The sequence below is a fragment of the Methanothermobacter thermautotrophicus str. Delta H genome (assembly GCF_000008645.1).
Taxonomy (GTDB): domain Archaea; phylum Methanobacteriota; class Methanobacteria; order Methanobacteriales; family Methanothermobacteraceae; genus Methanothermobacter; species Methanothermobacter thermautotrophicus.
In genome coordinates, this window is the sequence record NC_000916.1 from 1112620 (window position 1) to 1137752 (window position 25133).

Here is a 25133-nt window from a genome sequence, read left to right on the forward strand (position 1 = left end):
AAATACATCTGAAAATGAGTATGAAATGATAGAAGAAAACAGAGGATGATTGTTCATGAAGAGCACAGAAAAGTGTCTTAAAGAATGGAATGCTATCGTAGAGGCCCTAGGACATGGAAAACAGACCATTCTGATCAGAAAATATAAGACAAACCTCAAAGAATTCCTGCTTTACCCCACAGTCAGCTATACCAATGAAAATGATTACCTGAAAAGTTTCCAGGAAAAACACCACTCATTCGTTGAAAAATATAGCTTCCCCCATAAAGAGGGAGAAAAGACAGAGATCAAATACTTTGCCACTGTAGAAAAGATCCTGGAAAGACCGCCTCGAATAATACCCTCAGAGAATTTCTACATCTGGAGAAGGGGCCATGTAAAATCATATCTTAACGGGAAAAATGCCTACATATGGGTACTGAGGGTTTACAGACTGAAGAAACCCTACATGGCCGACCTCGCCTATGGACCGGGGGTCTACGCTAACCTGAAGGAACGGGTCTCACTGAAGGGCGCTGAACCGGTCCTCACAGATAAGGAATTCTCAGAAACATTAGAAAAACTAACTCCTGAAGAATCTCTACAATACGGTTATCAGACCCTGAGAGACGAGCTAGCCATGGAGTTGCTTGAAAATATTAGGTCCTGTTCCACAGGATTTTTCAAAAAAATGATAGTGGACCTCCTATTGAAGATGGGTTATGGCGGTTCACGAAAGGATGCAGATGAAGCCATAGAGAAGGGTGGAGACGGAGGCATAGAGGGTATTATAAAAGAGGATAAATTAGGTCTGGACACCATCTATATCCAGGCAAAGAGAGGGAGCATATCCAGACCTGAAATACAGAAATTTGCAAGTGCACTGGAGGGGCAAGCTAAAAAGGGAGTCTTTATCACAACATCCAGCTTTTCACGTGCTGCACAGGAATACGCATCCAGCATCGATAACAGAATAGTCCTGATTGATGGAGATGAACTGGCCCAGCTGATGATCGACCACGACGTCGGTGTATCAAAGGTGACATCCTACGATATCAAAAAAATAGACACAGACTACTTCTCAGAGGAATAAAAATCTGGAGAATATCAGAAACCAAATGAATATCCCTGTAACTGCAGAACATCCCCCTCTCCAATGTAATTTTTTTAATCAAATAAAAACCACTCTTTCAACCAACTCAGAGAAACCAAAAAAACCTCGCATCTGTAAGAAAGAAGTGAATAAAAGCCATAAAGGACCCGTTAAGAAGCTGCAACTTACAACAGTATCTCATACAGTTTTCACTGATCAGAATACGATTTCCGTGTATGTGATCATAGAATTTCAAAAAAAAAGGTCTGTGGCTGGATGAATATACAGCCCTTACTGCACTTCCTCTCCACCCGACTCCATACGGTAGGCCTCAAGGGCTGCATATGCAAGACCAAGGACCAGTGGCCCCACAATGAAGCCTGCAACACCCCAGACCACAGGTCCTCCTAGAAATCCCACCAGGAATATCATGGGGTGGATATCCGCGTACTTACCGGATAGCTTGGGTCTCAGGTATATGTCAATGGTGCTAAGGAAGAGACCGAATATCAGGACAAGTACTCCCCTCAGGATGTTTCCTGTGACAAAGTCATAGATGGAGAGGGGTGTGTAGGCAGCCCATGGCCCTATCACAGGTATCAGCTGAAAGAGGCCCGTCATTATACCCAGGAGTATGGCGTAGGGGTATCCGAGAAGATGAAAGCCAACTGCAGCCATTAAACCTATTGCAAGGGCTGTCAGGAAGTGCCCATAGAATATGCTGAGGAGAACCCTCTCGGTCTCAGAGGCCATTCGCTCCATGAAGGGCCTTGTCTCCTCCGGTATCAGGGTCCTTATGTACCCCACAAGTCTCTTACCATCCCTTGCAAAGTAGAATGTTGATGAAAGGAATACGAAGAGCTGAAGGGATATCATTGGTACAGACTGGAGGATGGCCACGACATAGTTGAGTGAACCGCTTAGGATGTCCCTCAGAACCGTTCTGAGGTTTGCAAGTGTGTTCTCCGCCGAGGGCTGTAGATTTCCGGCTCCGGGTACGTGGATGCTCCCTGCGAGTGAAAGGAGAGATGGGGCTGAATTTATTATGGAATCAACTGTGAACACCAGGATACCCACCAGTGGCATTATAACCACAATCATTGCAAGGATGATGGATACCGAGAGGTAGGGTATCCTCCGGTTTATCCTCAGTGCCACGGGCCTTACAATGTAGGCGAATACGGCTCCAAGGAATAGCATGGTCCAGAGGGGGTATACCACAATTGCCGATAGAAGTAAAAGGGCCATCACAGGGAATGACGCCGATGCCAGTGCACCCCTCAGTCTCTCTATCATGTTACCACCAGATTCACCAGGGCACTCTCCTGCCAGCCGGGTCCCGCCTGTAACGGCCAAACTCCCTTACCCGAGATAGTTCCTGACTCCAGAATACAGGTCCCTCTGCACATACCCTGAAGCCGGTATCATCAAGGCAGCACTGGCCACAGATACCCACAGCGCACTTCATGTATCTCTCAAGGGATAGCTGGGCCGGGACATCCCTCTCATCAAGTATCCTCATAACCTGAAACATCATGGGTTCCGGGCCGCAGACAGCAGCCATGTCATGGTTCTCCTCAAGTGTGAGGAGACGTTCATGGGCAAATCCCTTAAACCCGCAGGAACCATCATCCGTGCACGTACTGATATTCACGCCGGCAGCCTCAAGCCTGTCCAGGAAGAGGAGCTCATCTGCTGTCCTTGCAGCCACAAGTGCATCCACACGCATACCCCTTGCGGTGGCCTCATCTGCCAGGGCTGCCAGGGGCGCCATCCCTATCCCGCCCCCCACCAGGAGAATGTCCCTTCCCATGAGTTCAAATCCCCTGCCATAGGGTCCCCTGATACCGAGAAGGTCGCCCTCACTGAGTCCATGGACCCTGTCTGTGAATTCACCCACCCTTCTTATGGATATCCCTATCTCAGATCTCACAGGGTCGATGAGGGAGACAGACATGGGTTTCTCGTCCCTGAAATCCCAGACCATGACGAACTGTCCCGGTCTAACCTCCCGTCTGAAGTCCCAGCTGAATATGAAGGTCTTCACGCTTTCAGATTCCTCAACTATCCTCTTAATCTCAAGAACCTCTGGAACATTCATGGAATCCATCTCCCTAATCATGTGCCAGCCCCACCATCTCATCCACCGATGAGAATCCTTCGGCCATCATGAAGGCCTCAAGGCCCCTGCATATCTTCATGAAAACCTCGGGGCCATCATACATTATGGCTGTTCCAACCTGAACAGCCCTTGCACCTGCAAAGAGGAACTCGACTGCATCCTGGAAGTCCCTGACACCTCCCACACCCATTATGGGGATATCCACGCTGCGGTAAACGTCATAGACGCATCTGACCGCGACGGGTTTTATTGCCGGGCCTGACATGCCTCCGAAGGCATTGGAGAGTATGGGCCTTGCGGTCTTTATATCGATCTTCATCCCGGGGCCAAGGGAGTTTATGAGGGTAAGGGCGTCTGAACCAGCCTCCTCAGCGCTCCCTGCTATCTCAACGATGTCTGTGACGTTTGGTGTGAGCTTCGTGGATATCGGGACGTCCACTGCATCCTTAACAGCAGAAACAACCCTGAAGGTCAGTTCAGGGTCCTGTCCGATTGAGGCTCCGCATCCTGCCATGGCGTGGGGGCAGGAGACGTTCAGTTCAATCATGTCAGCGTATTCCTCCACTGAAGCCGCTGCTGAGGCAAATTCCTCGGGTGAGGCTCCATAGACTGATGCTATCAGAGGTACCTCCTCATCCACCAGCTTCAGCTCCTCCCTGAATGCCTCAACACCTGGGTTTGAGAGTCCAATTGCGTTTATGACCCCGCCTGTGACCTCCACGGTTGTGGGATTTCTGTATCCCGGGTTGGGCCTGAGTGAGAAGGACTTGGTCACAACAGCCCCTGCACCCCCACGGTAAATCCTGTTAAGGGACGATGCCATGCTACCCATGACCCCTGCAGCCAGTATGGTCGGGTTCCGGAGTTCAATATTACATATGCTGGTCTCAAGCATGAAAAACACCTTCTGCTAAATATATTTATATCCGTCACCTATAGATGTACCCCTATGAAGTGTTATCTTACAGGTTGCATTGCAGGTCCTCTTGCCTTCAGTGAAGATCTGGAGCTCATAGATTATGAACCTTTCCCGGTTGATGAAATCCCCGGAAGGCTTGCTGAGTCACAGATGGGTGGTGTTTCACCGGAGGAGAGGATTATGCTCGAGAGGCTCACCCCTGAATACGATGAGGTTGTGGTTGAGGCCTCCCCCTCTCCGGAGTATGCCGGGTTCAGGAACCTCAGATTTGAGGTTCCAAGCAGGGCAGGCATCCACCTTAGGGAGAACCTTGAGGACATCCTGGCAGAAATCCTTGATATGCCCGCCGGAGACTTCATACATGACGCCCTCATGTCGGTTGCACGTGAAAGGCTGAGGGAGTCCCTCCGGGAGACAGACAGGTTCATAATACAGTCCATAAATGCCCTTGATGAACTTGATGAGGAGACCGGGAAGCTCATAGAAAGGCTGAGAGAATGGTACTCCCTCCACTTCCCTGAACTCGACGGTATTAAGAGTCATGAACAGTACGTTGAGCTCATTGCAGAGTACGGTGACCGGGACCAGATACTGAAAAATTTCAGGATGGACGTTGATGAGAGTCTTGGCTCAGATATCACCTCCGAGGACCTCCACATCCTCAGGGGCCTTGCAGAGAGTATAAGGGGTCTTCAGAGGCTGAGGGAGGAGACAGAGAGGTACATTGACATCAAGATGGAGAAGCTTGCCCCCAACCTCAGGGCCCTTGCAGGGTCAAATGTTGGTGCGAGGCTCATTGCCCATGCCGGAGGATTGAGGGAACTTGCCATGCTACCATCCTCCACAATACAGGTCCTTGGAGCTGAGAAGGCCCTCTTCAGACACCTGAAATCCGGTGCAAAGCCACCGAAGCATGGGGTTATATTCCAGCACCCCTCGATAAGGTCATCCCCCTGGTGGATCAGGGGAAAGGTTGCAAGGCTGCTGGCGGGTAAGATAGCCATCGCAGTTAGAAAGGACGTTTTCAGCAGAGAATTTGATCCGGGAATAGTTGAATCATTCAATGAGAGGTTTGAAGCCATTAAAAGTAATAACCCGAAGCCCCCGGCAAGGAAGAAGGGTTTTAGAAAGAAGAGGAAATGATAGCGGGCAGGTGTATGCTGTGAAGGAAGTTAAGGGTATGGATGGTGTCTTTATCATGAACAACTCCCTCCTCACCATTAACCCCAACCCCGGTGTGAAGGTCTATGGTGAGAGGATCATTGATTGGGGCGGCCGGGAGTACCGGGTCTGGGATCCCCGGCGGTCCAAGCTTGCTGCGGCCATACTTAACGGTCTGCGGGGTTTCAGTCTGAATTCAGACTCCAGGGTTCTCTATCTGGGTGCATCGGCCGGGACAACTGCCTCACACATATCTGATATCGTCACGGATGGGAGGGTCTACTGCATCGAATTCTCTCCCAGGATGATGCGGGAACTCCTGGGTGTGTGTGAATCCAGAAAAAACATGGCCCCCCTCCTTGAGGACGCCTCAAGACCCCTCAGTTACCTGAGGATGGTTGAGGCCGCTGATCTCGTGTACTGTGATGTTGCACAGCCTGACCAGACCAGGTTATTCATTGAGAATATGGATTGCTTCCTGAAGAGGGATGGTTATGGACTCATAATGATAAAGGCCCGGAGCATAGATGTTACAAGAAGTCCCAGAAAGATCTTCCGGGAGGAAGTGGGGAAGCTTGAGTCTTCTGGTTTCAGAATAATTGATCAGGTGGGTCTCAATCCCTACGAAAAGGACCATATGGCGGTTCTGGTTAAAAGGGATGTTTAGAAGGGCATATGATTTTTTGATATATTTTTAGTAAAAAAAGGTATATATTGGATTAATTACATAATTTCAATCCCAACTGCAGGCCATAATTTCACCTCCGGGTTATTGTTCACAATAACCTGGAGTTGAATTTTAATTTTTTGCGTTAATATCATGATGTAAAGGTGAGTTTTAATAATCTTTAAAGCTGAAAGGGAATAGAACAGCCAGAACTGCAGTTAAACTGTTTCTAACCCGTAAAAATATTTTTCTAATTCTATAATAACTGGTCCAGGCTGTCTCCAACCTTCCTTATCACTTCATCAATTATGATGGACGCAAGTTCCTCCTTTTCCATAAGGGGAAGCTCGGTTACCATGTCTGAGACAATGATGGCCCGGTTCCTGTCTGAGCCAAAACCCTCAACGGACACGTCGTTGGCAACCACCATATCAACACCTGATTCCCTTATCTGTTTCCTTGCAGATTCCACCAGTGCCTCATTGTCCACATCATACTCTGCCTTGAATCCAACGATGAACGCTTCAGGATTAATCTCCCTTGCGATCCCTATTACCTTGGGGTTGGGTCTGAGTTCAACTGAAAACTCCTCTGAGGATGATATCTTTCTCTCAGTGTAGACCGGCTTGAAGTCAGCCACTGCAGCCGCAGATATGAATACATCATGATCAGCAACGAGTTCCCTGACCCTTTCGGCCATTTCCTCTGCTGTCTCTGCCCGGAAGGATCTTAACTGTGGGGGTATCTCCACAGATACGGTGCCGGCCACAACCGTGACATCAGCGCCCTCTATGTAGGCCCTCCTGGCTATGGCGAGACCCATCTTCCCTGAACTCCTGTTTGTAATCCCTCTGACGGGGTCTATGGGTTCATAGGTCCCCCCAAGACTCACAAGGACCCTTTTACCCTGCAGTCTCTGGCTGGAGGTCTGTCTCATTGCCTCGAGTACTATGGTGTCAATGTCTGGGAACTTGGCCTTTCCCTCATCCATGCGGGGCTCAATAAAGATAACTCCCTCTTCCTTCAGCCTCATGATATTCTCGGCTGCGGCGGCATACATGGCCTCATGCATTGATGGCACCATGACAATTGGGGTGCCCATGCCTGATGCTGTGAGGAGGAGGGATGATATGGGGTTATCAGCCAGCCTGTATGCCAGTTTACCTATGATGTTGGCTGTTGCCGGCGCCACAAGGATCAGGTCAGCGCCTGCGTATTTAACGTGCTCAATTTCCCCTGTAAGTTCCAGTACAGGTTTGCTTCCGGTTGCAAATTCCATTGCATAGGGGTGTATTATCCTGCAGGCGTCCTCGCTCATGAAGCACTTAACCTCGGCTCCCTGCCTCCCAAGCTCCCTTGCAAGCTTCACCGCCTCGATGGCTGCAACACTCCCTGTGACGCACAGTATGATCTCCATGGAATCCCCATCATGTATCATCTATAACTACAACCGTCTTCTCACCGGTCAGCATTTCTATTATATTATTGAGGGTTTCCAGTTTGCCAGGCACTCTCCTGGCATCCTCCCTCATGACCCTTATCTTGAAGCGTTCTTCCCCATCCTTCCCGAATACAATGTTGATCCCTGATATCCTTGCAGGTGCTAGAACATCCTCTGCAACTGATTTGAGGTCTGATTTCTCTCCAACGACCCGGACCTTCTTTCCTATGGCCCTTGATATTGCCTTCACAATTTTACCACCCTTGCCTATGAGTTTACCGACCTCACCAGCTTCTGTGATTATTATAACTATCCCGTCAAGGTCTATGGCCCTTTTAAATCCCAGTTTACCTTCTCCAATCCTGTATAGAACCTTCGCAATCTCCAGTTCAGTTTGAGTTACCTCCCCTGTTTTAAGTTTATTTTCACAGCCCTGACATAAAATTCCGCTTTTAAGACAGACATCGCATATTGGCAATACCATTGCTTCTTCCTCCTTTTCTTTAGTGGTTACCGTGATTATCGTGAACAAGGTCACACTGTATAATCCAGGTTTAAAAAGCCATTAGCAGCCTTTAAACCTCTGGAGATAAAATAAAAAGAGCCCGTCTATTTATCACTGCAGCGACCCTATGGTTAATTAATTACTTTGATAAATATAAATTTATAGTTTTGGATGGCAAAAAAATAAGAAGGGATTTGGGGGCTGGTGTGAAAATCAGAGGAACCTCAGGGTCCTGACAATGAGGTCGAAGTTCCGGCTCTCGGCATCGAATTTATCTGCCGGAGCTGTGCAAAGTATCACATAGACCCTTCCATTGTTCTCTATCCATATTGCCCTCTGCTTTTTCTGGATTCCGCTGTCTGTGATGATGTAAAGGTTTTCGATTGCCTGGTAACTGCCTATGGTCGTGTTGGTCTCCGAGACTCTCCTGTAACTTGAATTTGTGAAAAGGGCTTCATAATTCGCCCTGTACATGTCGTAAAGGTTCCCCTTGAGGTCCTTTGACTGGATAACCACAGAGACCTGGGCAAGACCTGAGGAATCAACGGATGATGGGTCTCCAACCGCTGCAACTGTGTCATTGGCCAGTGAATTCGCTGTTACCCAGTCTGATGGATACTCAAATGAAACGTTATTCCCTGTAAACGTTTTTGTCTGGTTTTCAGAGCCTGCATCCTCTGATGTGCAGCCGGATACAGACACAACCAGGACCATAAAAGGATTAACATGTACCTCTTCATATCATTAACCTCGCTAGGGTGATGATGGCGGATTCTGAGTGCCGCCAGTGCCTCCTGTCCCCTGGTTATCCTGTGGCGTTGATGGTGTGGATGGCGTTGATGGCGTCTGTGGTGTGGATGGTGTCTGTGGTGTTGTGTTTCCCTGACTGAATGTTTTATTGGATGTTAAAGTTACATTCTTCGCTGTGTCGTTGGAGGATGGGAAGGCGCTCTCATTCACCGTGACTGTCCCCGTGGCCGGAGTTTCTGGCTGAATATTCATGAAGTAAAGACCAAAGCCCGTGCCGAAGAGGAATGCCACCACAAGGACTATGGCCCCTATCAGGGACAGGTTCGGCCTCTTCCTCCTTCTGGTCTCATCTGTCCTGACATATTTTTCAATGAGCTCCTCTTTCTCTTTCCTGTCCTTCTTTATTCTTGACTCCTCCACCCAGTGGTCAAGGGGCTTTTCAGGAGTCTCCTGTCCCTGAAGCCTTCTTATGTTCTCCACTGCCTCCAGGGTTTCAAGTTCACGTGTGTACTGTTCCCTGAGTGATCTGTACTCCTTCTCTGAAATGTTTCCCTCTTCACGTTCCCTTTCAAGTTTCTTGAGCTGTCTCAGGAGCATTTTCTTATCCTGGCTAATCATCACCATCTCCTGAATTAAATCCGTGATAATAAACGGATCTATATTGTACTCACCAGTATATAAATTTACAGAGTGCCGCGCCACACCCTTAAAATGACCCGCCCATTGCTCTTACTCACGTTTTAATCTCCTTTGAGGATCAGAATTAATCAATAATCAGTCATTTCAGGGTATGAACCCAGAATCTTGAAGAATGGGGTCCTATCAGATATACTCCTGAGTATGTCCATTACATGCGGGTCCTTCCGGTGCCCCTGGAAATCCACAAAGAATATGTACTTGCCAAGACCCCTCTTTGATGGGCGGGACTCTATCTTGGTGAGGTTGACTCCCGCATCTGCGAAGAAGCCCAGGATCTCATGGAGTCCCCCTGGTTTATCCTCTGATAGTGAGAAGACTATGGAGGTCTTATCCCTTCCTGTTGGTTCATGGTCACCCTCTGAAAGGACTATGAACCTTGTGAAGTTGGGGTCAAAGTCCTGGATGTTCTCTGCAATCACCTCGAGGCCATATATATCCGCAGCCCTTCTCGTTCCTATGGCCGCGCACTCCCTCCTCCCCATTATGGTCCTTGCAGCTGCAGCCGTGCTTGGTGTTGAGTGTGTTGAGACCCCAAGTTTCTCCAGAAATCCTCTGCACTGTGCAAGGGACTGGGGATGGGAGTAGACCTCCCGGATCTCATTCAGGGAGACACCCCTGTTAACGAGGAGGTTGTGCCTTACACGGAGTATTATCTCCCCCTCTATGCAGAGATCATATTCCCAGGCAAGGAGGTCAAGGGTGACCCCCACCGGGCCCTCTATTGAGTTTTCGATAGGTACAACACCCCTTGAGGCCACTCCGGTTGCCACTGCGCCCAGCACCTCGAGTATTGAGTCGAAGGGGATGAGTTCCTCACCGACCCTCCGGGCTGCCTCCTCTGTGAATGTCCCCTCAGGGCCCAGATAGGCTATGGGAAGAGATCTCAGTAGAGACCCCCCTTAAGGTAGTTGTTTATCCTGTCTGTTGTTGACTGATAGAATCGCCTTATGGTTGCCCTGCCGTCACGGTAATCTGCAAGGGTGGCTGAGACCCCCAGACGGACAAGGTGACGTATGAATTCCTCTGCCGCCTCCCGGTCCTCAACGTCGATGACCGTGTCCTCATAGGCTGCCTCACCAGCTGATATGCTCTTTATCCTCTCAAGCATGGGGTATATTATTGCCTCCCCGAGGCGGCGTGCCCTTTCACGGGTTTCATCATCCGATTCATCGAGTTCATAGGCCTGGAAGCCCTCCCTTATGACTCTGCTGAAGAAGAAGGGTCTTCCGAAGTCGAAGGGGTAGCTGAAGGCGTATGCGAGTTCACGTGCATGGGCCTGTGATGAGGTGTACTTGAGGGGAGGCACCTCCATGCTGGGGTCCTTCATAACCACACCCTCCCTTCCAGCCATTCCCAGGGCCCTTATTATATCCGCGACCTCACTGGCGGCCTCCTCAATGGGGTAGACCCCAAAGAGGCGCACATTAGGAAGTCCATAGGAATCCAGGAGCGCCCTCCTCTCTTCAACAGGGAGGGGTCTGTTCGTGTTCTTCTCCCTCAGATCGAATACCCTGAATCCGAGGGGTCCGACCTCAGGGTAGTCCTGTGAAACATAGGGGTTGTCCCTTCCAATCATCTCTCCACATATAACAAGGTCCGGGTGTTCCCTGAAGAATTCAGAAAGGTCAAGGAGCTCCTGGGCCTTTCGGGTGGTGAATGGGCAGACATGGCCCCCCCTTGTGAGTGCAACGGTTTCTCCCGATGATAGGCATGCTATACGGACATTGTAGCCGTTCATCTTTTCCTCTACAGCAACCCTGTCCCTGAAGTGTTCCTGGATGGTGGGTGAGAGTAGCAGTGTCCTCCTTATCTTTGGAAATCCCCTTATGACCTCAGTTTCATCTCCAAGGTAGATCACCGTCCCTGCCTCCAGGTCCCCCAGGGGCTTCTTGAAGAGGAGGGCCTGCATACCCGCAGATTCAAGTAGCCTCAGGCTCCCCCGGGCAAATGCAACCTTTAACCTGGAGGATGGTACTCCTGTCCTTTCCTGGATCAGATCGAAGGGGATGTCACTGTTCATTGAATTCACTTGAGACGTCTTAAAAAAAAGGAGGTTTAGAAGACACCCTCTATCTCAACTATGAGGTCAAGGATGTCTGTCTTCGTTACTATACCCTCAACTTCCTGTTTGATTACAGGGAATCCCCCGTAGCCTGTCTCCAGCATGAGTGATGCCACTTCAGTTACCGGAGTCTCCTCCTCAATGGTCCTCACGTTCTGTTTCATTATATCCTCCACGAGGAGGTTTCTTATCCTTGAGGGTTTGTGCCTGTCCGGGACGAGCTTTCTGAAGTTTATGACGGCCCTTGTCATGTCCCTGGCTGTGAGTATTCCTGCAAGTTCGTCCTCCTCCATGACCAGCAGGCGGCCTATGCCTGCGTCGATCATTATCCTCCTTGCATGGACGACCCTCTCTGCCGGGGACACCGTTATCATCTCTGTGCTCATGACATCGGCTGCAGTGTACTTCTCATAGGCCCTTCCCCTGCAGATGTCAAGGAGGTCTGATTTTGTGACTATACCCATGATTTCACCGTCATGGAGAACCGGAAGGCTTCCGATGTTGTTTTCGAGCATTACGCTTGCTGCGTTTCCGGCGTCCATGTCTGGCTCTGCGGTTATGAGTTCCGGTGTCATGACCGTTGAGACATGGAAGTGGGAGGGTGCCATGTTGCCGTACCTTGAGGATCCGAGTTTGAGTGCTATGTCCTTCTCGGTAACTATACCAACAAGTTCCCTCTCATGGTCGCTGTTGGTGTTTATAACGAGGAGCCTTGAGACGTTCCTTTTATCCATGAGTCTCAGGGCGTCACATATGTTCTGATCCTTATCGATGCAGACAGGATCCTCTGACATGATGTTTTTGATTATCATACTCTCCACCTACTGGATTCCGCTTATTATATCTGTTTTTGTTATTATCCCCACCAGTTCATCGTCCTCAACCACTGGAAGGCCGCTTATACCGTTTTCAAGCATCATGGCTGCTGCGCTGGATGCATCCACAGATGGTTCCACCTTTATCACGTCCTCAGTCATTATGTCCCCTGCTGTTAGCATCGCGATGGTACGGACCCTTTTCTTCTCCTCTGAGGTTCTGCTTATGAAGTAGACCCTCTCGACGGGTATGCCCCTCTCAGGGTCCTCGAAGGTTGCGAATGAGAGGTTCTCTGAGGTTATTATCCCCTCAACTGCGCCGTTATCTGTTACGACCACCCTTGAGATGTTGTTCTCCTCCATGACGCCTATCACATGGGACAGTGTGTGGTTGGGTGTCACCGTTTTAACGTCCTCTGTCATGAGGTCCCTCACCTTCCATCTGCCGGCGCATCTGTCCTTGAAGAACCTGAGAAGGTCCTTCTTGGTTACTATGCCTGCAAGTTCCTCTCCATCCATTACAAGGAGGGACCCCACATTCTTCCTGAGCATGAGCTCCGCTGCATCCCTGGGGGTGTCATTAACATTCACGGTTACGGGGTTCTCTGTCATCACCCTCCTTATGGAGATCTTATCTATTGGTCTCCTCCTCCAGTCGGGGCCGTTAACCCGGAGTTTTCTGGTTATATCGGTCTCAGTCACTATGCCGACCGGTTTACCATCTGCATCAACAACCACGACCCTGCTTATCCCGTGTCTCAGCATGAGGTTCCTTGCATAGGCAACCTGCTGTGTCTCATCCATGACGATGACTTCATCTGTCATTATGCTCCCTATATCCACTGTAACCACCTACCCTGCTATTGCCCTCAGTAAGTCGCTTTCAGTTATTATTCCTGTCAGTTCCCCGTAGTCCACCACGGGAAGTCCTCCTATTCCATGTTCCTCCATGAGCTCACATACCCTTCCTAGGGGTGTTGTGGATGTTACCATGCAGACCTGTGTCTCCATGATCTCGTTTACAGGTGTTGAGAGGACCTCCTCGGCACTGTTGGTTTTCATTGCACTGAAGGCCTGGTTCCTTCCAAGGAACTCGAGTATGTCAGTGGATGTCACTATCCCGACAAGTTTTTCCTCCTCAGGGTGTGGAGTTTTTCTCTCCTCGCCAAGAACAGGTATCCTCCTTAGCCTGTTCCTCACCATTATCTTTGAGGCGCCCTCTATGGGTGTTCCTGGTGTTGTGCTTATCACATCTGCTGTCATGTGCTCCTCTGTCACCTCATCATTGAATACTCCTGCCATGAGAAGCACGAAGTCCCTCTCAGATACTATGCCGGCTATCTTCTCGTCATCATCAACTACCGGTAGTGCGCCGACGCTGTTCTCAAGCATCATGCTCACTGCATCTGCAATTGAGTCCCTGGTGGTTATGCTGATGACGTCCCGGGTCATGATACTTTTAACGGGTTCGTTGACAGCTGCAAGGAAGTTATCATCATATTTTTTATCGATGATCTTGGATTTATCTCCCCCTCCTAAAAAGTCCAGGATATCCATGGCCGTGACTATCCCCTGGAGCTTACCTGTCCCGGGGTTTGTTATTGGAAGCCTCCTGAATTTGTTCTTAACCATTATCTCCGCTGCTTCTTTGATGGTGGCTGTCTGTGGTATGGAAATAACTTCCTTCCTGGCGATGGCCATCACATCGCCTTCATGGTCGAAGTTTCTGCTCTCGAATTCGACGGGACCACGGTCCCTAGACTTTACCAGGTTTATGGTGTCTTTTTTTCTCATTTACACACCTCTCTGGGAGATATACTTACATGAAGTAAGTATCGTTATTACTTAAAATAATTTTATTAATAAAAACTGGGTTCTGGATGATGGGTCCTTCTCTTATCATGGGCCACCATTTCACTTGATGTAGGCTTTGAGGACGTCCTCCCTGGAGACTATGCCCAGAAGATCGGCTTCCTTCACCATGCTGGGGTCACTCTTTATGAACACCGGCTTCTCAACCACGGGGATCCTGCCGATGTCCCTCTCCAGCATCAGAAAAGCAGCTTTTTCAGAAGGCGTATCTGGTGTTATGGCTATGGGTGGTGTCTTCATTATCTTCTCAACCGCCACTGATCTCACATCCCCGGACTCCCTGTGAATCCTGGCATGGCCGTACCTTATGAGGTCCTTCCTTGTTATGATACCTATCAGTTTGCCGTTCTTCATCACCGGAAGCCCTGAAAATCCTGATTCATCCATCTTATCCCATACAGCTGATACAGGGTCGCTGTGCTGGCAGGTGACAGGTTCAGGTGTCATTATCTCCATCACAGGACTCTTAACTGGTTCATATCCCTTTTCAAGGAACCCTGAAATGAAGTCTATGGTACTGACTATCCCGACAAGTTTCATGCTCTCTGTTGACTCAACCACCGGGGCCTGTATTTCACCCGCCCTCACCAGGTCGGCTGCAGCCTTCATTGCCTCCATTTCAGGGGTCAGGATAAGCTTGGGCCTTTCCATTATTCCCCTTGCCTCAAGGTTGGACTTTGTCGCTGTGATGTTAAGCACATCACCCCGGGTTATAATACCTCTCAGTTTTTCCCCGGCGACTACAGGGACGCACCTGAAATCCTCATCCCTTAAAATAGATCTTACTCTTGTGGCGGCGGTTTCAAGTGAGACTGAGACAGGATTTAATGTCATTACGTCTCTTACAAACAAATCATTCACCCTCTAAGTCCTCTTTACACTCCTCACATATGTATTTACCGTCGTACTCCTCAAGGTACTCCTCAAAGTTGCCGCAAATCTCACAGACACCTGGAACTGACCTCTCATTTTCAGGTAGCTGTACCCTGTTCTCCTCAATCCTTGCATTCTCAACAAGGATCTCTGTGAGTTCCGGGGCCACCATCATGACGTCGGAGGATGTCAGGATCCCGACGAGCGCGCCGTCCCTGACCACCGGAAGCCTCCTTATGCTGTTCTTGGCCATCAGCCTCGCTGCTTCGCTGAGCTCCCTGTCAGGTTCTATGCTTATAAGGTTGCGGGTCATTACCTCCCCCACTGTAACCTCACTGGCCCGCAGGTCTCTGGAAACAACCTTCCTTATGATGTCGCTCTCGGTGATGAGTCCCTCTGGTTCGGAGTTGCTCTTGACGATGATGCTTCCAACCTTCTTTTCGGTCATTATTGATGCTGCTTCTGCAACGCTGATGCCAGGGTCTGCTGTTATAACATTCGATGTCATGGCATCATGGACTGTAACCTTTGTTTCCATTTCCATCTGAAAACCTCCTACCTAAGGCCAAGGGCCCTATGCATCTGTGGTATCACGTAAACATCCATATACTTTCCGGCTTCCTGAGACATTTCCAGCAGGCGAGGAGTGTTTTGAGCCCACTGCTCAGGGGGACTGCATGGCTGTATAACCAATGGAAGTCTTTCCGGCTCATCAACGCATTCAAGGAGCCTCTCTGCGAGAGCCCCGATGTAGCCAGCCCCCGTTGTGGGCATCACAACCACCTTACAATATGTATTTACACCTCTTGATATTAATATGTTTATGACTTGAATCTCCCGATCAATGAGGTCACCGGGGCTGGATATATCGGATTCTGTAGTACCTGATCTTAAATTATCTGAAAAATGTTCAGCTATTTTTATATCAACTGAGGCGTAGTCAAAGAGGTGAGCTATCCTCTCTGCATTGCTGGGCAGGGACCCGTTGGTCTCGAGAAGGGTCCTGTGAGGGCTCTCCTCAAGGAGTTCTGTGATAAAATCAGGGTAGAGGAGAGGTTCACCTCCTGTGATACTGATTGAATGAAAATCAGGCGTTATCAACCCTTCAATAATCTCTGTAAGTTCAGGGGCTGTGAAGAGCCTCCCGGCTGAGGGGTCCCTGCTCTCTGGTGTGTCACAGTAGCTGCAGTTGAGGTTGCAGCCGGCGAACCTCACAAAGATCTGCCTCCTTCCCACAAGGAGGCCCTCGCCCTGGATGCTGCTGAAGACCTCCACGATGGGTGCCCTCATCAAGATCACCGGGATATCGTGTATATGGCCCCCTGCCCTATACCCTCATTCACACAGACCTCGACGGAGGATATATCATACTTACTGCTCAGTTCCTTGAAGAGGGTTGCGGCAAAGTACCTTGAAAGCTCCTCTGCAGAGCTGGATTCAAGGTCCATGAGGCAGCAGTCCTCCTCGGGTATGCTGTACTTCTTACCCGCTATTTCAAATTTAACTGTTCTGGTGGTAGATGTGAAGTTTATGAGGGGGTTCCTGAGGGGTATCAGGAGTTTATGGTCAAATTCGCTGCATATTCGTCTGACTATATCCTTAACATCCTTGAAGTCAGCTACAAAACCATGCTTACCGCTCCTCTTACCCTCAACCTTAACATCAACTATGTAGGAGTGACCGTGTATGCAGCCGCATGACTCATGTTCGGGTATCATGTGGGCGGCTGAAAACCTCAGGTTTGCGTGTATTCCATTTATAACTATCTTCATCATTACCACTTCAACTGTTGAATGGGGACCCGGGTAGCCTATCCTGAAACACCTTAAAAGATCCGGGTCCTGGCCATATCCTCAGACACACCAGTATCCAGACACCAGCAGCATCCCCCCGACACCTTAAAAGATCCGGGTCTTGGCTATATCCTCCTCGATGGAATCTATCTCATGTATATACGCCATTGCAACGTTCTCAGCTATTACCTTAATGTCATCAGCTGACAGCTCAGGCTTTTCATCCAGAAGCCCTATGGTGTCGACATCCTCTGGTGTTCCCCTCTCATGGATGTTGACGCCCAGATGTATCTTCATGCTTGAGACAGAGGCCGTTGCTATTGAAACTGTGAGCTTAGATGAACCTATGTAGAGGTCATCACCCTCGCGCCTTGTCCGCACACCAGTTCTCATGAGTTCCTCCATGAGCAGCATTACCAGAATCCTCTGCCTGTGGTATGCGAGCCTCAGGCTGGATGGCTGTTCATCAAAGTGCTCAACGATGAAATGGAGGACCTCTTCAGATCTTATCTCCAGTTCAACGTCCTCATAGTCCACTATATTCTTAACGTCCATGGGGCCTATCCATGTTATTATGCTTGAGCCCTTTATTCCCAGTTCACTGAGGGCCCATGCAGGTTCTATCTGACTCCCATCATAGAGGAGGGGATCTTCAAGGTGCTCATATAACATTACATCACCAGCATTATATCTGGAGCTGCCCCTATTTAATCTATTTAATAAGTAGGATGCCGGGACTGCCATCCTCCTCCATAGATGACAGTATCAATGAATCCAGTGGATGAATTCATGCACGGAGGCCCCGGCTGGAGATCCGGAGTGAAACTCCTGGGTGCTCACTCAAGGACCAGGAGTTCCCGGTAGCCTGTCCTCCTGTCCATAACCCTCCGCAGCACCCCCTGGTATGGGATCACGGCTATCTCTGCAGTTGTCCTCACCGGGGAGTCCCCCCTGAGGTGGCCCCCGGTAACCCTGCCCTCTGAATCTGCAACCGCAATGTGGATGTGCACTCCATCGGGGGAGATGGTCCCCTGGAGTGAGAGGATCTCAAGGGGCCCCTCAACCGTGAGTTCTGATTCATCGGCCGTCCTTATCCTGACGCGGTGGAGGCTTCCTATGCCCGTCACCACCACGCCTTCCGAAAAGGCTGCCCTCATCTCCTCCATGAGGTCCATGCCCGGTTCAAGTCTTATGAGAATCATATGAAAAGATTTATAGTCACATCAGGCATTTAATTTATCTATGAGAGCCAGAATCCGTGACTTCATACACACCACTGATGACCTTTTCTTTGCTGTGACCTCATACCTTCATCCTGATGGGAGAATCATATCATTTTTACGTTACATACCGGATAGACATGGTGAAAGATCACTGGACTCTGCAAGATACTCAAAGGTCAGCTCGGACGTGGCATACCGTTTCCTTGAGGATGCGCACCCTGAGTACCTTCACCACTATGATGAGCTCGGGGTTCTCATGATGGGCGTGCCCCACGATAGGGTCGAGGAGATACTGAGGCCTGAAAATCGTCTGGAGGAGATAATGGAGTCCCCATCAGATCCCCTCCTCAAAAAGGCTGTTAAAATAGCAGATACGCTCCACGATGCAGCCGGGATCCCCTACAGGTCCATGGGAGTCTCTGGATCCATACTGCCCGGGCTGTATGACCCCGAGAACTCCGACATTGACTTTGTTGTCTATGGACTGAAAAACCACCGGAGGGCCATGGAGGCCTTCGGTGAACTTAAGGATGACCCCTCCTGGCCACTCATGGGCCTCGATGAAGAGCTCCTCAGGAGGGTCTACAGCAAGCGGATCGTTGACGACACCCTATCCTTCAGGGAGTTCTGCTGGTATGAGATGCGCAAGAACAACCGTGGAAGGGTAGATGGAACCCTCTTCGATATCCTTGCAGCCAGGGACTGGAGTGAAATAGATGGTCACTGGGGTGATACAACCTATGAGCCCCATGGGACCATAACCATTGAGTGCACAGTCACTGATGCCCTTGAGGCCTTTGACAACCCCTCAAGGTACCTTGTGGATGATGTCAATGTGATTGAGGGCCCTGCTGTTGAGATAGGGGAGGTCGTATCCTTCACCCACACCTATGCTGGTCAGGCCAGGGAGGGGGAGCGCATAGTTGCAAGGGGTAAACTTGAGAGGTTCACCGGAAAATCAGAGGGTTACAGGGTGGTTGTTGGAACAACCAGGGAAGCCATGAATGAATTCATAAAGCTGAAGGATCTCAGACTGGAGTAAACAGAAAATATGTGGAGGTTTTTGTGTGAACATTGGACTCATAGGATTTGGAACAATAGGGGCAGGTGTGGTGGAAATATTCAACACCAACCCTGATATCATAATGAAAAAGACAGGGATGGAGCTCAGGCTCAGGAGGGTGGTTGACCTTGACATTGAAACCGACCGTGGCGTTGAAATAGATCCGGGGATCCTGTCAACCGACGCAGATGACATTCTCGAGGATCCTGAAATAGACATCGTCATAGAACTCATAGGTGGCTATGAACCGGCGCGTAGCTTCATCCTGAAGGCCATAGAAAATGGTAAACATGTTGTAACAGCCAACAAGGCACTCCTTGCAAGGCACTGGGATGAGATAATGGATGCTGCCAGGGAGCATGGCGTGAGGGTTGCATTTGAGGCCAGTGTTGGTGGTGGTATACCCGTCCTCAGGGCCCTCAACGAGTCCCTCGCAGCCAACAGAATAGAATCCATATATGGAATAATAAACGGTACCGCCAATTACATACTGACCAGGATGGCCTCAGAGGGCATGGAATTTGATGATGTTCTGCGGGAGGCCCAGAGGCTCGGATATGCTGAAAGGGATCCCACCTTCGACATAGAGGGCCATGACACCGCACAGAAGCTAATAATACTCACACTGCTTGGTTTTGGTGTCCATGTACCGGAGGATGAACTCCATGTTGAGGGTATAAGCAGTATAAGGAGGGATGACATTGAATATGCCACTGCAGAGCTTGGATGCAGTGTGAAGCTCCTTGCAACAGCCAGGCTCAATGATGGTGAACTGGAGCTGGGTGTTACACCAACCCTTGTACCACACCATCACCTCCTCTCCTCTGTGAACGGTGTCTTCAACGGGATATACATCACAGGGGACTTCACAGGGCCAGTCATGTTCTATGGGAAGGGTGCAGGCAGGAGGGCCACTGCAAGTGCAGTTGTCGCAGACTGCATGGATATTGCAGTTAACCCTGAGGGATCAATGCCCACAGGTCCGGGCATCAGGGTTGTTGAGTCAGTGCGGGACTTCTCCAGGACATCCTCAAGGTACTACATAAGGCTTGATGCCGTAGACAGGGCAGGGGTGCTCCATGAAATAGCCGGAGCCTTCAGCAGGCACGGTATAAGTATAGAATCAGTGACCCAGAAGGGCGCCCATGAGGGTGAAACTGTGCCGATCTACATCGTAACCCATGAGGCAAGTGAGGGGGCCATCCAGGGGGCCCTCTCTGAGATATCAGAGATCAGGTGGGTGAGGGGTGAACCCCTGCGCCTCCGGATACTCTGAACCAATAAATTTTTTAAATGTTAGTAATAATTTAATATTAATTAATATTATAAAGTGTGGTGATCAGATGTCGGTTGCTGTGTCCATGATATCCGAATTCATGTTCTGCCCCCTCAAACTGTACCTCCGGGAGGTTCTCGGGGTGAGGGAACCCATGAGACCCGAGGCAGTACACCTCAGGAAGGCCTACCTTGACTTCAGGGCAGCGGCAGAGAGCATCACCCGGAAACTGGAAGATGATGTTGGGGTGGATGAACTGGAATCAATGCTGATGGAGGACCTTGAGAGAATTCTGGGGGACCTTAATGAGGGTGAAAGGGATCTGATAGCTGAACCCATGGTATTTGAGGTGAGGACCATGGCACTGCGTATAGGGAGGGCCATGAACATCCTGGGGGGCCAGTGCGACAGGGTGGCCTCCCTCCTCTTCCCACCCCTCATCAGGGACTACCCCATATATGATCCGTCCATCGAACTGCATGGCCGTGTCAGCATGGAGATAAGTGGTGGTTCATATCACCCCCTCAAGTTCAGGACATCCCTGCCACCTGCAAGTGGGGTATGGCCCTCTGACAGCCTTGAAATAACGGCCCAGGCAATTCTGGTTGAGAGGGAATTTGAAACAGAGGTCATGGTATCCTTCATAGACTATATCCTGCCTGCAGAGCGGCGGCCGGTGGTGATAGATTACCGCAGGAGGGAGTACCTCTTCGATGTGCTTGATGAGATAAGGAGGATAACCGAGGATGGTGAGGTTCCCTCCGTGGATCTGAACCCCTCAAGGTGTGCCGGTTGCAGCCTTGCAGAGGTCTGCTCCAGGGAGGGTCCGTGCTGACCCAGGTTACCTGGAGGATGAAGGTCACCCGGGATCAGAATACATGATTTTCATCAGAGGATGTGGGGCCTGCAAAGATTATCATACTCTGAACCAGATCCGGTGATTTTTTTGAGATAATTTCCCAGAGTTTAAATAATTGTTTCAACATAATACTTATGGTGATGCTATGAAGGAGGAACTTCTTAAAAAGTGTGAAAATCTGGACAGTCCGGATATAATGAGCAGCTGCCGTGTTCTCCTGGAACTTGCTGAGAAGAAAAAGGATGAGATACCTGAGGAGGACCAGACCTACCTTGAGATGGCAGAGAACCTGAAACCATCAGACGTCTCAAAGGTCCTGGAGCTTGCCCTCAAAATAAGGGAAAGCGGCGACATAAAGGATGCCGAACTCAAAAACGCTGCAAGCAAGCTCATAAGGGCAATTGAGATGAGCTGAACATTTTTTCTAAAATTTTTTACCCCTTACCTTTTCTATACTGAAAACAGCGGTATCAGCCACCGCCATGACACTCATAACCCCTGCCTGTATGGGGTCTGTTACAACGAGGTCAGCCACATCGGTGACGCTTCCGGGCATGTTGAGGCTTATAACCGTGATATCATGTTCCCTTTTAACCATCTCAACTGCCCTTGTGATTTCACCACCCATGAGGGACCCTGCAAGTACCAGGGCCGCCACCCTCGGGAGTCTCCCCACGGCCCTCACTGCCTCCGCAAGTTCCTCCTCCCCGACCAGGGGGATGGTGTCGATGCTTATACGTTCTCCCCTGATGTTGTGCCTGTCGGCCTCACTGATGGCCCCCATTGCAACCTGGGAGACCTGGGCTCCCCCACCGATTATGATTATCCTCTTACCATAGATCTCCTCCAGTGACCTGTGTATCTTCACATCCAGTACCGTGCTGGAGGACTTCAGCTCATTGATGAGGGACTCCCTGTCATCTATATCCTCGAGTTCCATATATATTGCGCCATGACCATCCCTTTCAACGTAGAGGTGGGCGTAGGTGATGTTTATATTCCTTGAGGCTATCATGCCTGTTATCTCACTTAGAACACCTGGCCTCTCCACGGTCTTTATACTCAGAGCCACTGAAGTCATGAAAAATCACTGAAAAAAATTAATCTGAAGCCTCAAGGAGGGCCTTCTCCCTCCTCCACAGGCTCAGGTAGTTATCATCATCCCCCACAGGCACTATTTTAAGTCCGAGTTTCCGGTGCTCCTCTATCCATTCCTCATCAAATACAGGGACCTCTATCTTTATGTGCTCATCGGTGGGGTTTACGACTATGAGGTTGCGGTAGGGGAACTCGAGTTCAACTATGTACCCTCCGAGGCTTATCATGTGCCTTGGTCTTATCACCATCTTCATACTATCACCTTCAGACAAATGCTGTGACCAGTGCCAGGACCCCGAGCACCGAAGCCGCTGCTGTTACAGGGTAGAACTGCTTGAATGTGAATACCGGTGCAAAGGCGCTGAATATGGCCATCAGGATAGGGAAAACCGCCGCAACTGCAATGTTAACAAGTATTCCCCAGCTGAGTATGTTCGGTGGCACTCCCAGGAAGAGGACTGAGAAGAGACACCCCAGGGTGAACATTAGGAAACCCCTGGTTATGTAGACAAAGGCCCGGTAGCGTGCGGCGTACTCCATGTATGGTCCCTCTATCACGTCAGCCTTTGTCTTGAGTATTGCGAAGGGGTACTCGTTGAGGAGTATCATGTATCCTATGAAGAAGACAACGGCCCCCACAACACCGGCAAGGGTAAAGAGGACAGGTCCATGGACCGCCTGATATGCCACTATGTCCTTCAGGAAGATGCTCCCTGACATCACAGCCGGCACAAAGAGTGCAATGTAAATTGGGAAGGAACCAAAGGCTATCAAACGGAATGCCCTCATGGAGCTCAGATCTTCAAGGAAATACCTCTGAAGATCCGGGTGCTTCGCCCCCCTTGCAAGGTCAGGGAAGGGCATCCCCATGGACATGACAGACCTTGAGAGGGAACCCATGAATACATATATGACCTCCTCTATCTTCAGGAACCCGACGATGGCAACAAGGCTTGCCAGGGCCCCCAGAGTGTACATTGGTGGTATTAGGAAGAGCAGTATGAGGAGGGCTGATATGAAGCCTACTATCGGGAGTGAATTGTAGAGCCTTGGCAGGGGTGAGGATGGCCTGACTGTCTTTTTATAGAAGAACTTGAGGGCTGCCATGAGCCCCGGGCTTGAGACAGGTGGTCCTATCCTCTGCTGTATCCTTGCATGCACGAATTTTCTTTCAATACCCGGGAGCCAGAGGCTCACAAGCAATCCCAGTATTACCGTTCCCAAAACCGTTACAGCTGAGTATGATGGATCCATTAAATCACCTGCGAGGATTATCAGACAGATCTACAATTTCTATGGCCCTGTCTGTGCATGTGAAGCAGGGGTCGCACTGCACTATGCCCAGCTGGGCGTCAGTGATGTGGTGGCCTATGCATGCATACTGCATTGCCCCTATGTTTGACATGGAGGGTGTCCTTATCACCGAACCCCTGACCCTCCCATCCTCTATTGCATAGGAGTGGTAGAGTCTTCCGCGTGGTGCCTCCACATAGCTCTTGATGATGCCTGTGTCCTGCATCTCCCAGCTCCTGTCAACAACCTTACCCCCTGGTAAATCCCTTAGGGCCTGTCTTATGATCTTCACTGATTCAAATATCTCAAGGACACGCATGAGGAGGTTTGCCCTGACATCACCTTCATCCTGTGTTATAACCTCAAATTCGAAGGGGTCGTAGCATGGCATCTCACGTCTGATGTCAAGGTCCACGCCGGTTGCCCTCAGGGTCGGTCCTGTGACGTGTAACCTCAGAGCATCCTTTCTGCTTATGGGGCAGACCCCTGTTATACGGGACATTATCATGGGATCGGAGGTGAACCTCTCGGCGAAGGCCTCCACCTTTTCCTCGATGAGGTCAATGCCCTCCCTTATCCTCTGTACCTTCATCTCATCAAGGTCAGCCCGGGGCCTTATTCCCCCTATTATGGGGACGCCGTACTGTACCCTGTTACCCCCTATGAGCCTTAGAAGTTCCATGACAGTCTCCCTTATGTAGAAGAGCCTCATGGAGAAGGTCTCATGGCCCAGAACCTCATTTCCATGTGCAAGGTAAAGTAGGTGGCTGTGGAGCCTTTCGAGTTCACCGATGATTATCCTTATGTAGGATGCCCTCTCAGGTATCTCAACCCCGAGGCCCTTCTCAGCAACCAGGACAGAGTTCCAGAGGTGGACGCCTGAACAGATACCGCAGACCTTCTCGGTGAGGCTGTTGGCCTTCTCAACCGGGAGGCCCTCCATTATCCTCTCGATTCCCCTGTGGTTCACGCCAACCGTTATCTCGGCGTCCCGTACTATCTCATCCTCCACGAAGAGCCTTACACGGTAGGGTTCTATGGCTGCTGAATGCACGGGCCCCATTGCTATTTCCGTCTCTATTATCTCCTCTTTTCCATCCATTGTAAGCACCTGAATCTGTTCAATCCGCCTCCAGCAGTTTTGGAAGTGCCGCCACTGCACCTGCAAGTACGTCCTCTGGCCTTACTGCGCAGCCCGGGACCTTGGCATCAACTGGTATGACCTTGTCCACTGGGCCGCAGATCTCCTCAGAGGGTATGTCCCCGTGTATGTTCTTGTAGACACCGCCCATGAGTGCGCATGCACCTGCAGCTATAACTGCCTTTGGTTCGGGTATTGCATTGTATATGGCCTTCAGTGGTTCCTCGTTCTGCTTTGTAACCGGACCCGTTACTATGAGGACATCGGCCTCCCTTGGGTTCCATGTGAGGAATATTTTGTACTGTTCAGCATCATATTTCGGTGAGAAAACTGCGTTTACGATCTCTATATCGCAGCCATTGCATCCCCCTGTGTATACGAGCATTGCATGTACTGCCCTTGCCCTTGAAAATGATTTAAGTCCCATTT

General features: G+C 50.0%; 30 protein-coding genes. 7 read left to right on the forward strand and 23 right to left on the reverse strand.

Annotated features, from left to right (window positions below; translation table 11 throughout):
• Nucleotides 1–55: 55 nt before the first annotated feature.
• Nucleotides 56–1072: a restriction endonuclease gene (locus MTH_RS10055; RefSeq protein ID WP_048060990.1), complete on the forward strand. Its 1017-nt coding sequence runs from the start codon at nucleotides 56–58 to the stop codon at nucleotides 1070–1072.
• 291 nt (nucleotides 1073–1363) lie between these two features.
• Here the strand turns inward: MTH_RS10055 and MTH_RS05770 are convergent, their stop codons facing one another.
• Genes MTH_RS05770 through MTH_RS05780 form a run of 3 tightly spaced genes read right to left on the reverse strand, consistent with a single transcriptional unit; the run spans nucleotide 1364 to nucleotide 4089 of the window.
• Entirely contained in the window at nucleotides 1364–2368 is a 1005-nt protein-coding gene (locus tag MTH_RS05770) for an AI-2E family transporter (protein WP_010876835.1), read from the reverse strand.
• Nucleotides 2369–2381: 13 nt separating this feature from the next.
• Nucleotides 2382–3182, reverse strand: coding sequence for a dihydroorotate dehydrogenase electron transfer subunit (locus MTH_RS05775; protein WP_010876836.1), 801 nt, complete (start codon nucleotides 3180–3182; stop codon nucleotides 2382–2384).
• Nucleotides 3183–3186: 4 nt separating this feature from the next.
• Entirely contained in the window at nucleotides 3187–4089 is a 903-nt protein-coding gene (locus MTH_RS05780; RefSeq protein ID WP_048060992.1) for a dihydroorotate dehydrogenase, read from the reverse strand.
• Between the two features lie 54 nt (nucleotides 4090–4143).
• On the opposite strand from MTH_RS05780, the gene MTH_RS05785 reads away from it, so the two are divergent.
• Entirely contained in the window at nucleotides 4144–5256 is a 1113-nt protein-coding gene (locus MTH_RS05785; protein WP_010876838.1) for an NOP5/NOP56 family protein, read from the forward strand.
• 10 nt (nucleotides 5257–5266) lie between these two features.
• Nucleotides 5267–5941, forward strand: coding sequence for a fibrillarin-like rRNA/tRNA 2'-O-methyltransferase (locus MTH_RS05790; protein ID WP_010876839.1), 675 nt, complete (start codon nucleotides 5267–5269; stop codon nucleotides 5939–5941).
• Between the two features lie 256 nt (nucleotides 5942–6197).
• Here the strand turns inward: MTH_RS05790 and coaBC are convergent, their stop codons facing one another.
• The 15 genes from coaBC to MTH_RS05865 form a co-directional block, all read right to left on the reverse strand.
• Nucleotides 6198–7358 (reverse strand): bifunctional phosphopantothenoylcysteine decarboxylase/phosphopantothenate--cysteine ligase CoaBC, encoded by a 1161-nt coding sequence (gene coaBC / locus MTH_RS05795; protein ID WP_010876840.1) that lies wholly within the window; start codon nucleotides 7356–7358, stop codon nucleotides 6198–6200.
• A gap of 10 nt (nucleotides 7359–7368) precedes the next feature.
• Complete coding sequence (locus MTH_RS05800) at nucleotides 7369–7866, reverse strand: transcription elongation factor NusA (protein WP_048060993.1); 498 nt, start codon at nucleotides 7864–7866, stop codon at nucleotides 7369–7371.
• A gap of 234 nt (nucleotides 7867–8100) precedes the next feature.
• Nucleotides 8101–8601 (reverse strand): PsbP-related protein, encoded by a 501-nt coding sequence (locus MTH_RS05805; protein ID WP_010876842.1) that lies wholly within the window; start codon nucleotides 8599–8601, stop codon nucleotides 8101–8103.
• Nucleotides 8602–8640: 39 nt separating this feature from the next.
• On the reverse strand, nucleotides 8641–9255 hold the full coding sequence (locus MTH_RS05810; RefSeq protein ID WP_143485775.1) for a hypothetical protein: 615 nt from the start codon (nucleotides 9253–9255) through the stop codon (nucleotides 8641–8643).
• Between the two features lie 149 nt (nucleotides 9256–9404).
• Nucleotides 9405–10208 carry a prephenate dehydratase gene (gene pheA / locus MTH_RS05815; RefSeq protein ID WP_394295915.1) on the reverse strand — a complete coding sequence of 268 codons (804 nt, stop codon included), beginning with the start codon at nucleotides 10206–10208 and terminating at the stop codon, nucleotides 9405–9407.
• A gap of 11 nt (nucleotides 10209–10219) precedes the next feature.
• Nucleotides 10220–11356, reverse strand: a complete 1137-nt coding sequence (mthRnl, locus tag MTH_RS05820; protein ID WP_048060995.1) for an ATP-dependent RNA/DNA ligase MthRnl — start codon at nucleotides 11354–11356, stop codon at nucleotides 10220–10222.
• 35 nt (nucleotides 11357–11391) lie between these two features.
• A complete protein-coding gene (locus MTH_RS05825) occupies nucleotides 11392–12210 on the reverse strand; it encodes a CBS domain-containing protein (protein ID WP_048060996.1) in 819 nt (272 codons plus the stop codon).
• Between the two features lie 9 nt (nucleotides 12211–12219).
• Nucleotides 12220–13056 (reverse strand): CBS domain-containing protein, encoded by an 837-nt coding sequence (locus MTH_RS05830; RefSeq protein WP_048060997.1) that lies wholly within the window; start codon nucleotides 13054–13056, stop codon nucleotides 12220–12222.
• A 9-nt stretch (nucleotides 13057–13065) separates the two neighbouring features.
• Entirely contained in the window at nucleotides 13066–14007 is a 942-nt protein-coding gene (locus MTH_RS05835; RefSeq protein ID WP_010876848.1) for a CBS domain-containing protein, read from the reverse strand.
• Nucleotides 14008–14127: 120 nt separating this feature from the next.
• A complete protein-coding gene (locus MTH_RS05840; protein ID WP_010876849.1) occupies nucleotides 14128–14946 on the reverse strand; it encodes a CBS domain-containing protein in 819 nt (272 codons plus the stop codon).
• Complete coding sequence (locus MTH_RS05845) at nucleotides 14939–15502, reverse strand: CBS domain-containing protein (protein WP_010876850.1); 564 nt, start codon at nucleotides 15500–15502, stop codon at nucleotides 14939–14941. The genes MTH_RS05840 and MTH_RS05845 overlap by 8 nt, the downstream gene beginning before the upstream one ends.
• Nucleotides 15503–15513: 11 nt before the next feature.
• Nucleotides 15514–16248 (reverse strand): 7-carboxy-7-deazaguanine synthase QueE, encoded by a 735-nt coding sequence (locus MTH_RS05850; RefSeq protein WP_048060998.1) that lies wholly within the window; start codon nucleotides 16246–16248, stop codon nucleotides 15514–15516.
• A gap of 5 nt (nucleotides 16249–16253) precedes the next feature.
• The gene (locus tag MTH_RS05855) at nucleotides 16254–16730 is read right to left on the reverse strand and encodes a 6-pyruvoyl tetrahydropterin synthase/6-carboxytetrahydropterin synthase family protein (protein ID WP_048060999.1); all 477 of its coding nucleotides are present in this window, start codon (nucleotides 16728–16730) and stop codon (nucleotides 16254–16256) included.
• 126 nt (nucleotides 16731–16856) lie between these two features.
• Nucleotides 16857–17423 (reverse strand): DUF366 family protein, encoded by a 567-nt coding sequence (locus tag MTH_RS05860; RefSeq protein ID WP_048061000.1) that lies wholly within the window; start codon nucleotides 17421–17423, stop codon nucleotides 16857–16859.
• A gap of 164 nt (nucleotides 17424–17587) precedes the next feature.
• Complete coding sequence (locus MTH_RS05865) at nucleotides 17588–17953, reverse strand: PPC domain-containing DNA-binding protein (protein ID WP_010876854.1); 366 nt, start codon at nucleotides 17951–17953, stop codon at nucleotides 17588–17590.
• Nucleotides 17954–17993: 40 nt separating this feature from the next.
• Here MTH_RS05865 and MTH_RS05870 point away from each other — a divergent pair, with 40 nt between their 5' ends.
• The 4 genes from MTH_RS05870 (at nucleotide 17994) to MTH_RS05885 (ending at nucleotide 21587) form a co-directional block, all read left to right on the forward strand.
• Nucleotides 17994–19016 (forward strand): DNA polymerase subunit beta, encoded by a 1023-nt coding sequence (locus MTH_RS05870; RefSeq protein WP_010876855.1) that lies wholly within the window; start codon nucleotides 17994–17996, stop codon nucleotides 19014–19016.
• Between the two features lie 25 nt (nucleotides 19017–19041).
• Nucleotides 19042–20313 carry a homoserine dehydrogenase gene (locus MTH_RS05875; protein WP_010876856.1) on the forward strand — a complete coding sequence of 424 codons (1272 nt, stop codon included), beginning with the start codon at nucleotides 19042–19044 and terminating at the stop codon, nucleotides 20311–20313.
• A 67-nt stretch (nucleotides 20314–20380) separates the two neighbouring features.
• Entirely contained in the window at nucleotides 20381–21148 is a 768-nt protein-coding gene (locus MTH_RS05880; RefSeq protein WP_143485777.1) for a CRISPR-associated protein Cas4, read from the forward strand.
• A 169-nt stretch (nucleotides 21149–21317) separates the two neighbouring features.
• A complete protein-coding gene (locus tag MTH_RS05885) occupies nucleotides 21318–21587 on the forward strand; it encodes a hypothetical protein (protein ID WP_048061001.1) in 270 nt (89 codons plus the stop codon).
• 9 nt (nucleotides 21588–21596) lie between these two features.
• On the opposite strand, the gene MTH_RS05890 is transcribed toward MTH_RS05885, so the two are convergent.
• The 5 genes from MTH_RS05890 to MTH_RS05910 are packed head-to-tail and all read right to left on the reverse strand — an operon-like array spanning nucleotide 21597 to nucleotide 25131.
• Nucleotides 21597–22253, reverse strand: a complete 657-nt coding sequence (locus MTH_RS05890; protein ID WP_010876859.1) for a DUF5612 domain-containing protein — start codon at nucleotides 22251–22253, stop codon at nucleotides 21597–21599.
• A gap of 19 nt (nucleotides 22254–22272) precedes the next feature.
• Nucleotides 22273–22524, reverse strand: coding sequence for an energy-converting hydrogenase B subunit P (locus MTH_RS05895; RefSeq protein WP_048061002.1), 252 nt, complete (start codon nucleotides 22522–22524; stop codon nucleotides 22273–22275).
• Nucleotides 22525–22534: 10 nt separating this feature from the next.
• Entirely contained in the window at nucleotides 22535–23524 is a 990-nt protein-coding gene (locus MTH_RS05900; protein ID WP_010876861.1) for a respiratory chain complex I subunit 1 family protein, read from the reverse strand.
• Nucleotides 23525–23528: 4 nt separating this feature from the next.
• The gene (locus MTH_RS05905; RefSeq protein WP_048061003.1) at nucleotides 23529–24665 is read right to left on the reverse strand and encodes a nickel-dependent hydrogenase large subunit; all 1137 of its coding nucleotides are present in this window, start codon (nucleotides 24663–24665) and stop codon (nucleotides 23529–23531) included.
• A 19-nt stretch (nucleotides 24666–24684) separates the two neighbouring features.
• Complete coding sequence (locus MTH_RS05910; RefSeq protein ID WP_010876863.1) at nucleotides 24685–25131, reverse strand: NADH-quinone oxidoreductase subunit B family protein; 447 nt, start codon at nucleotides 25129–25131, stop codon at nucleotides 24685–24687.
• Nucleotides 25132–25133 lie beyond the last annotated feature (2 nt).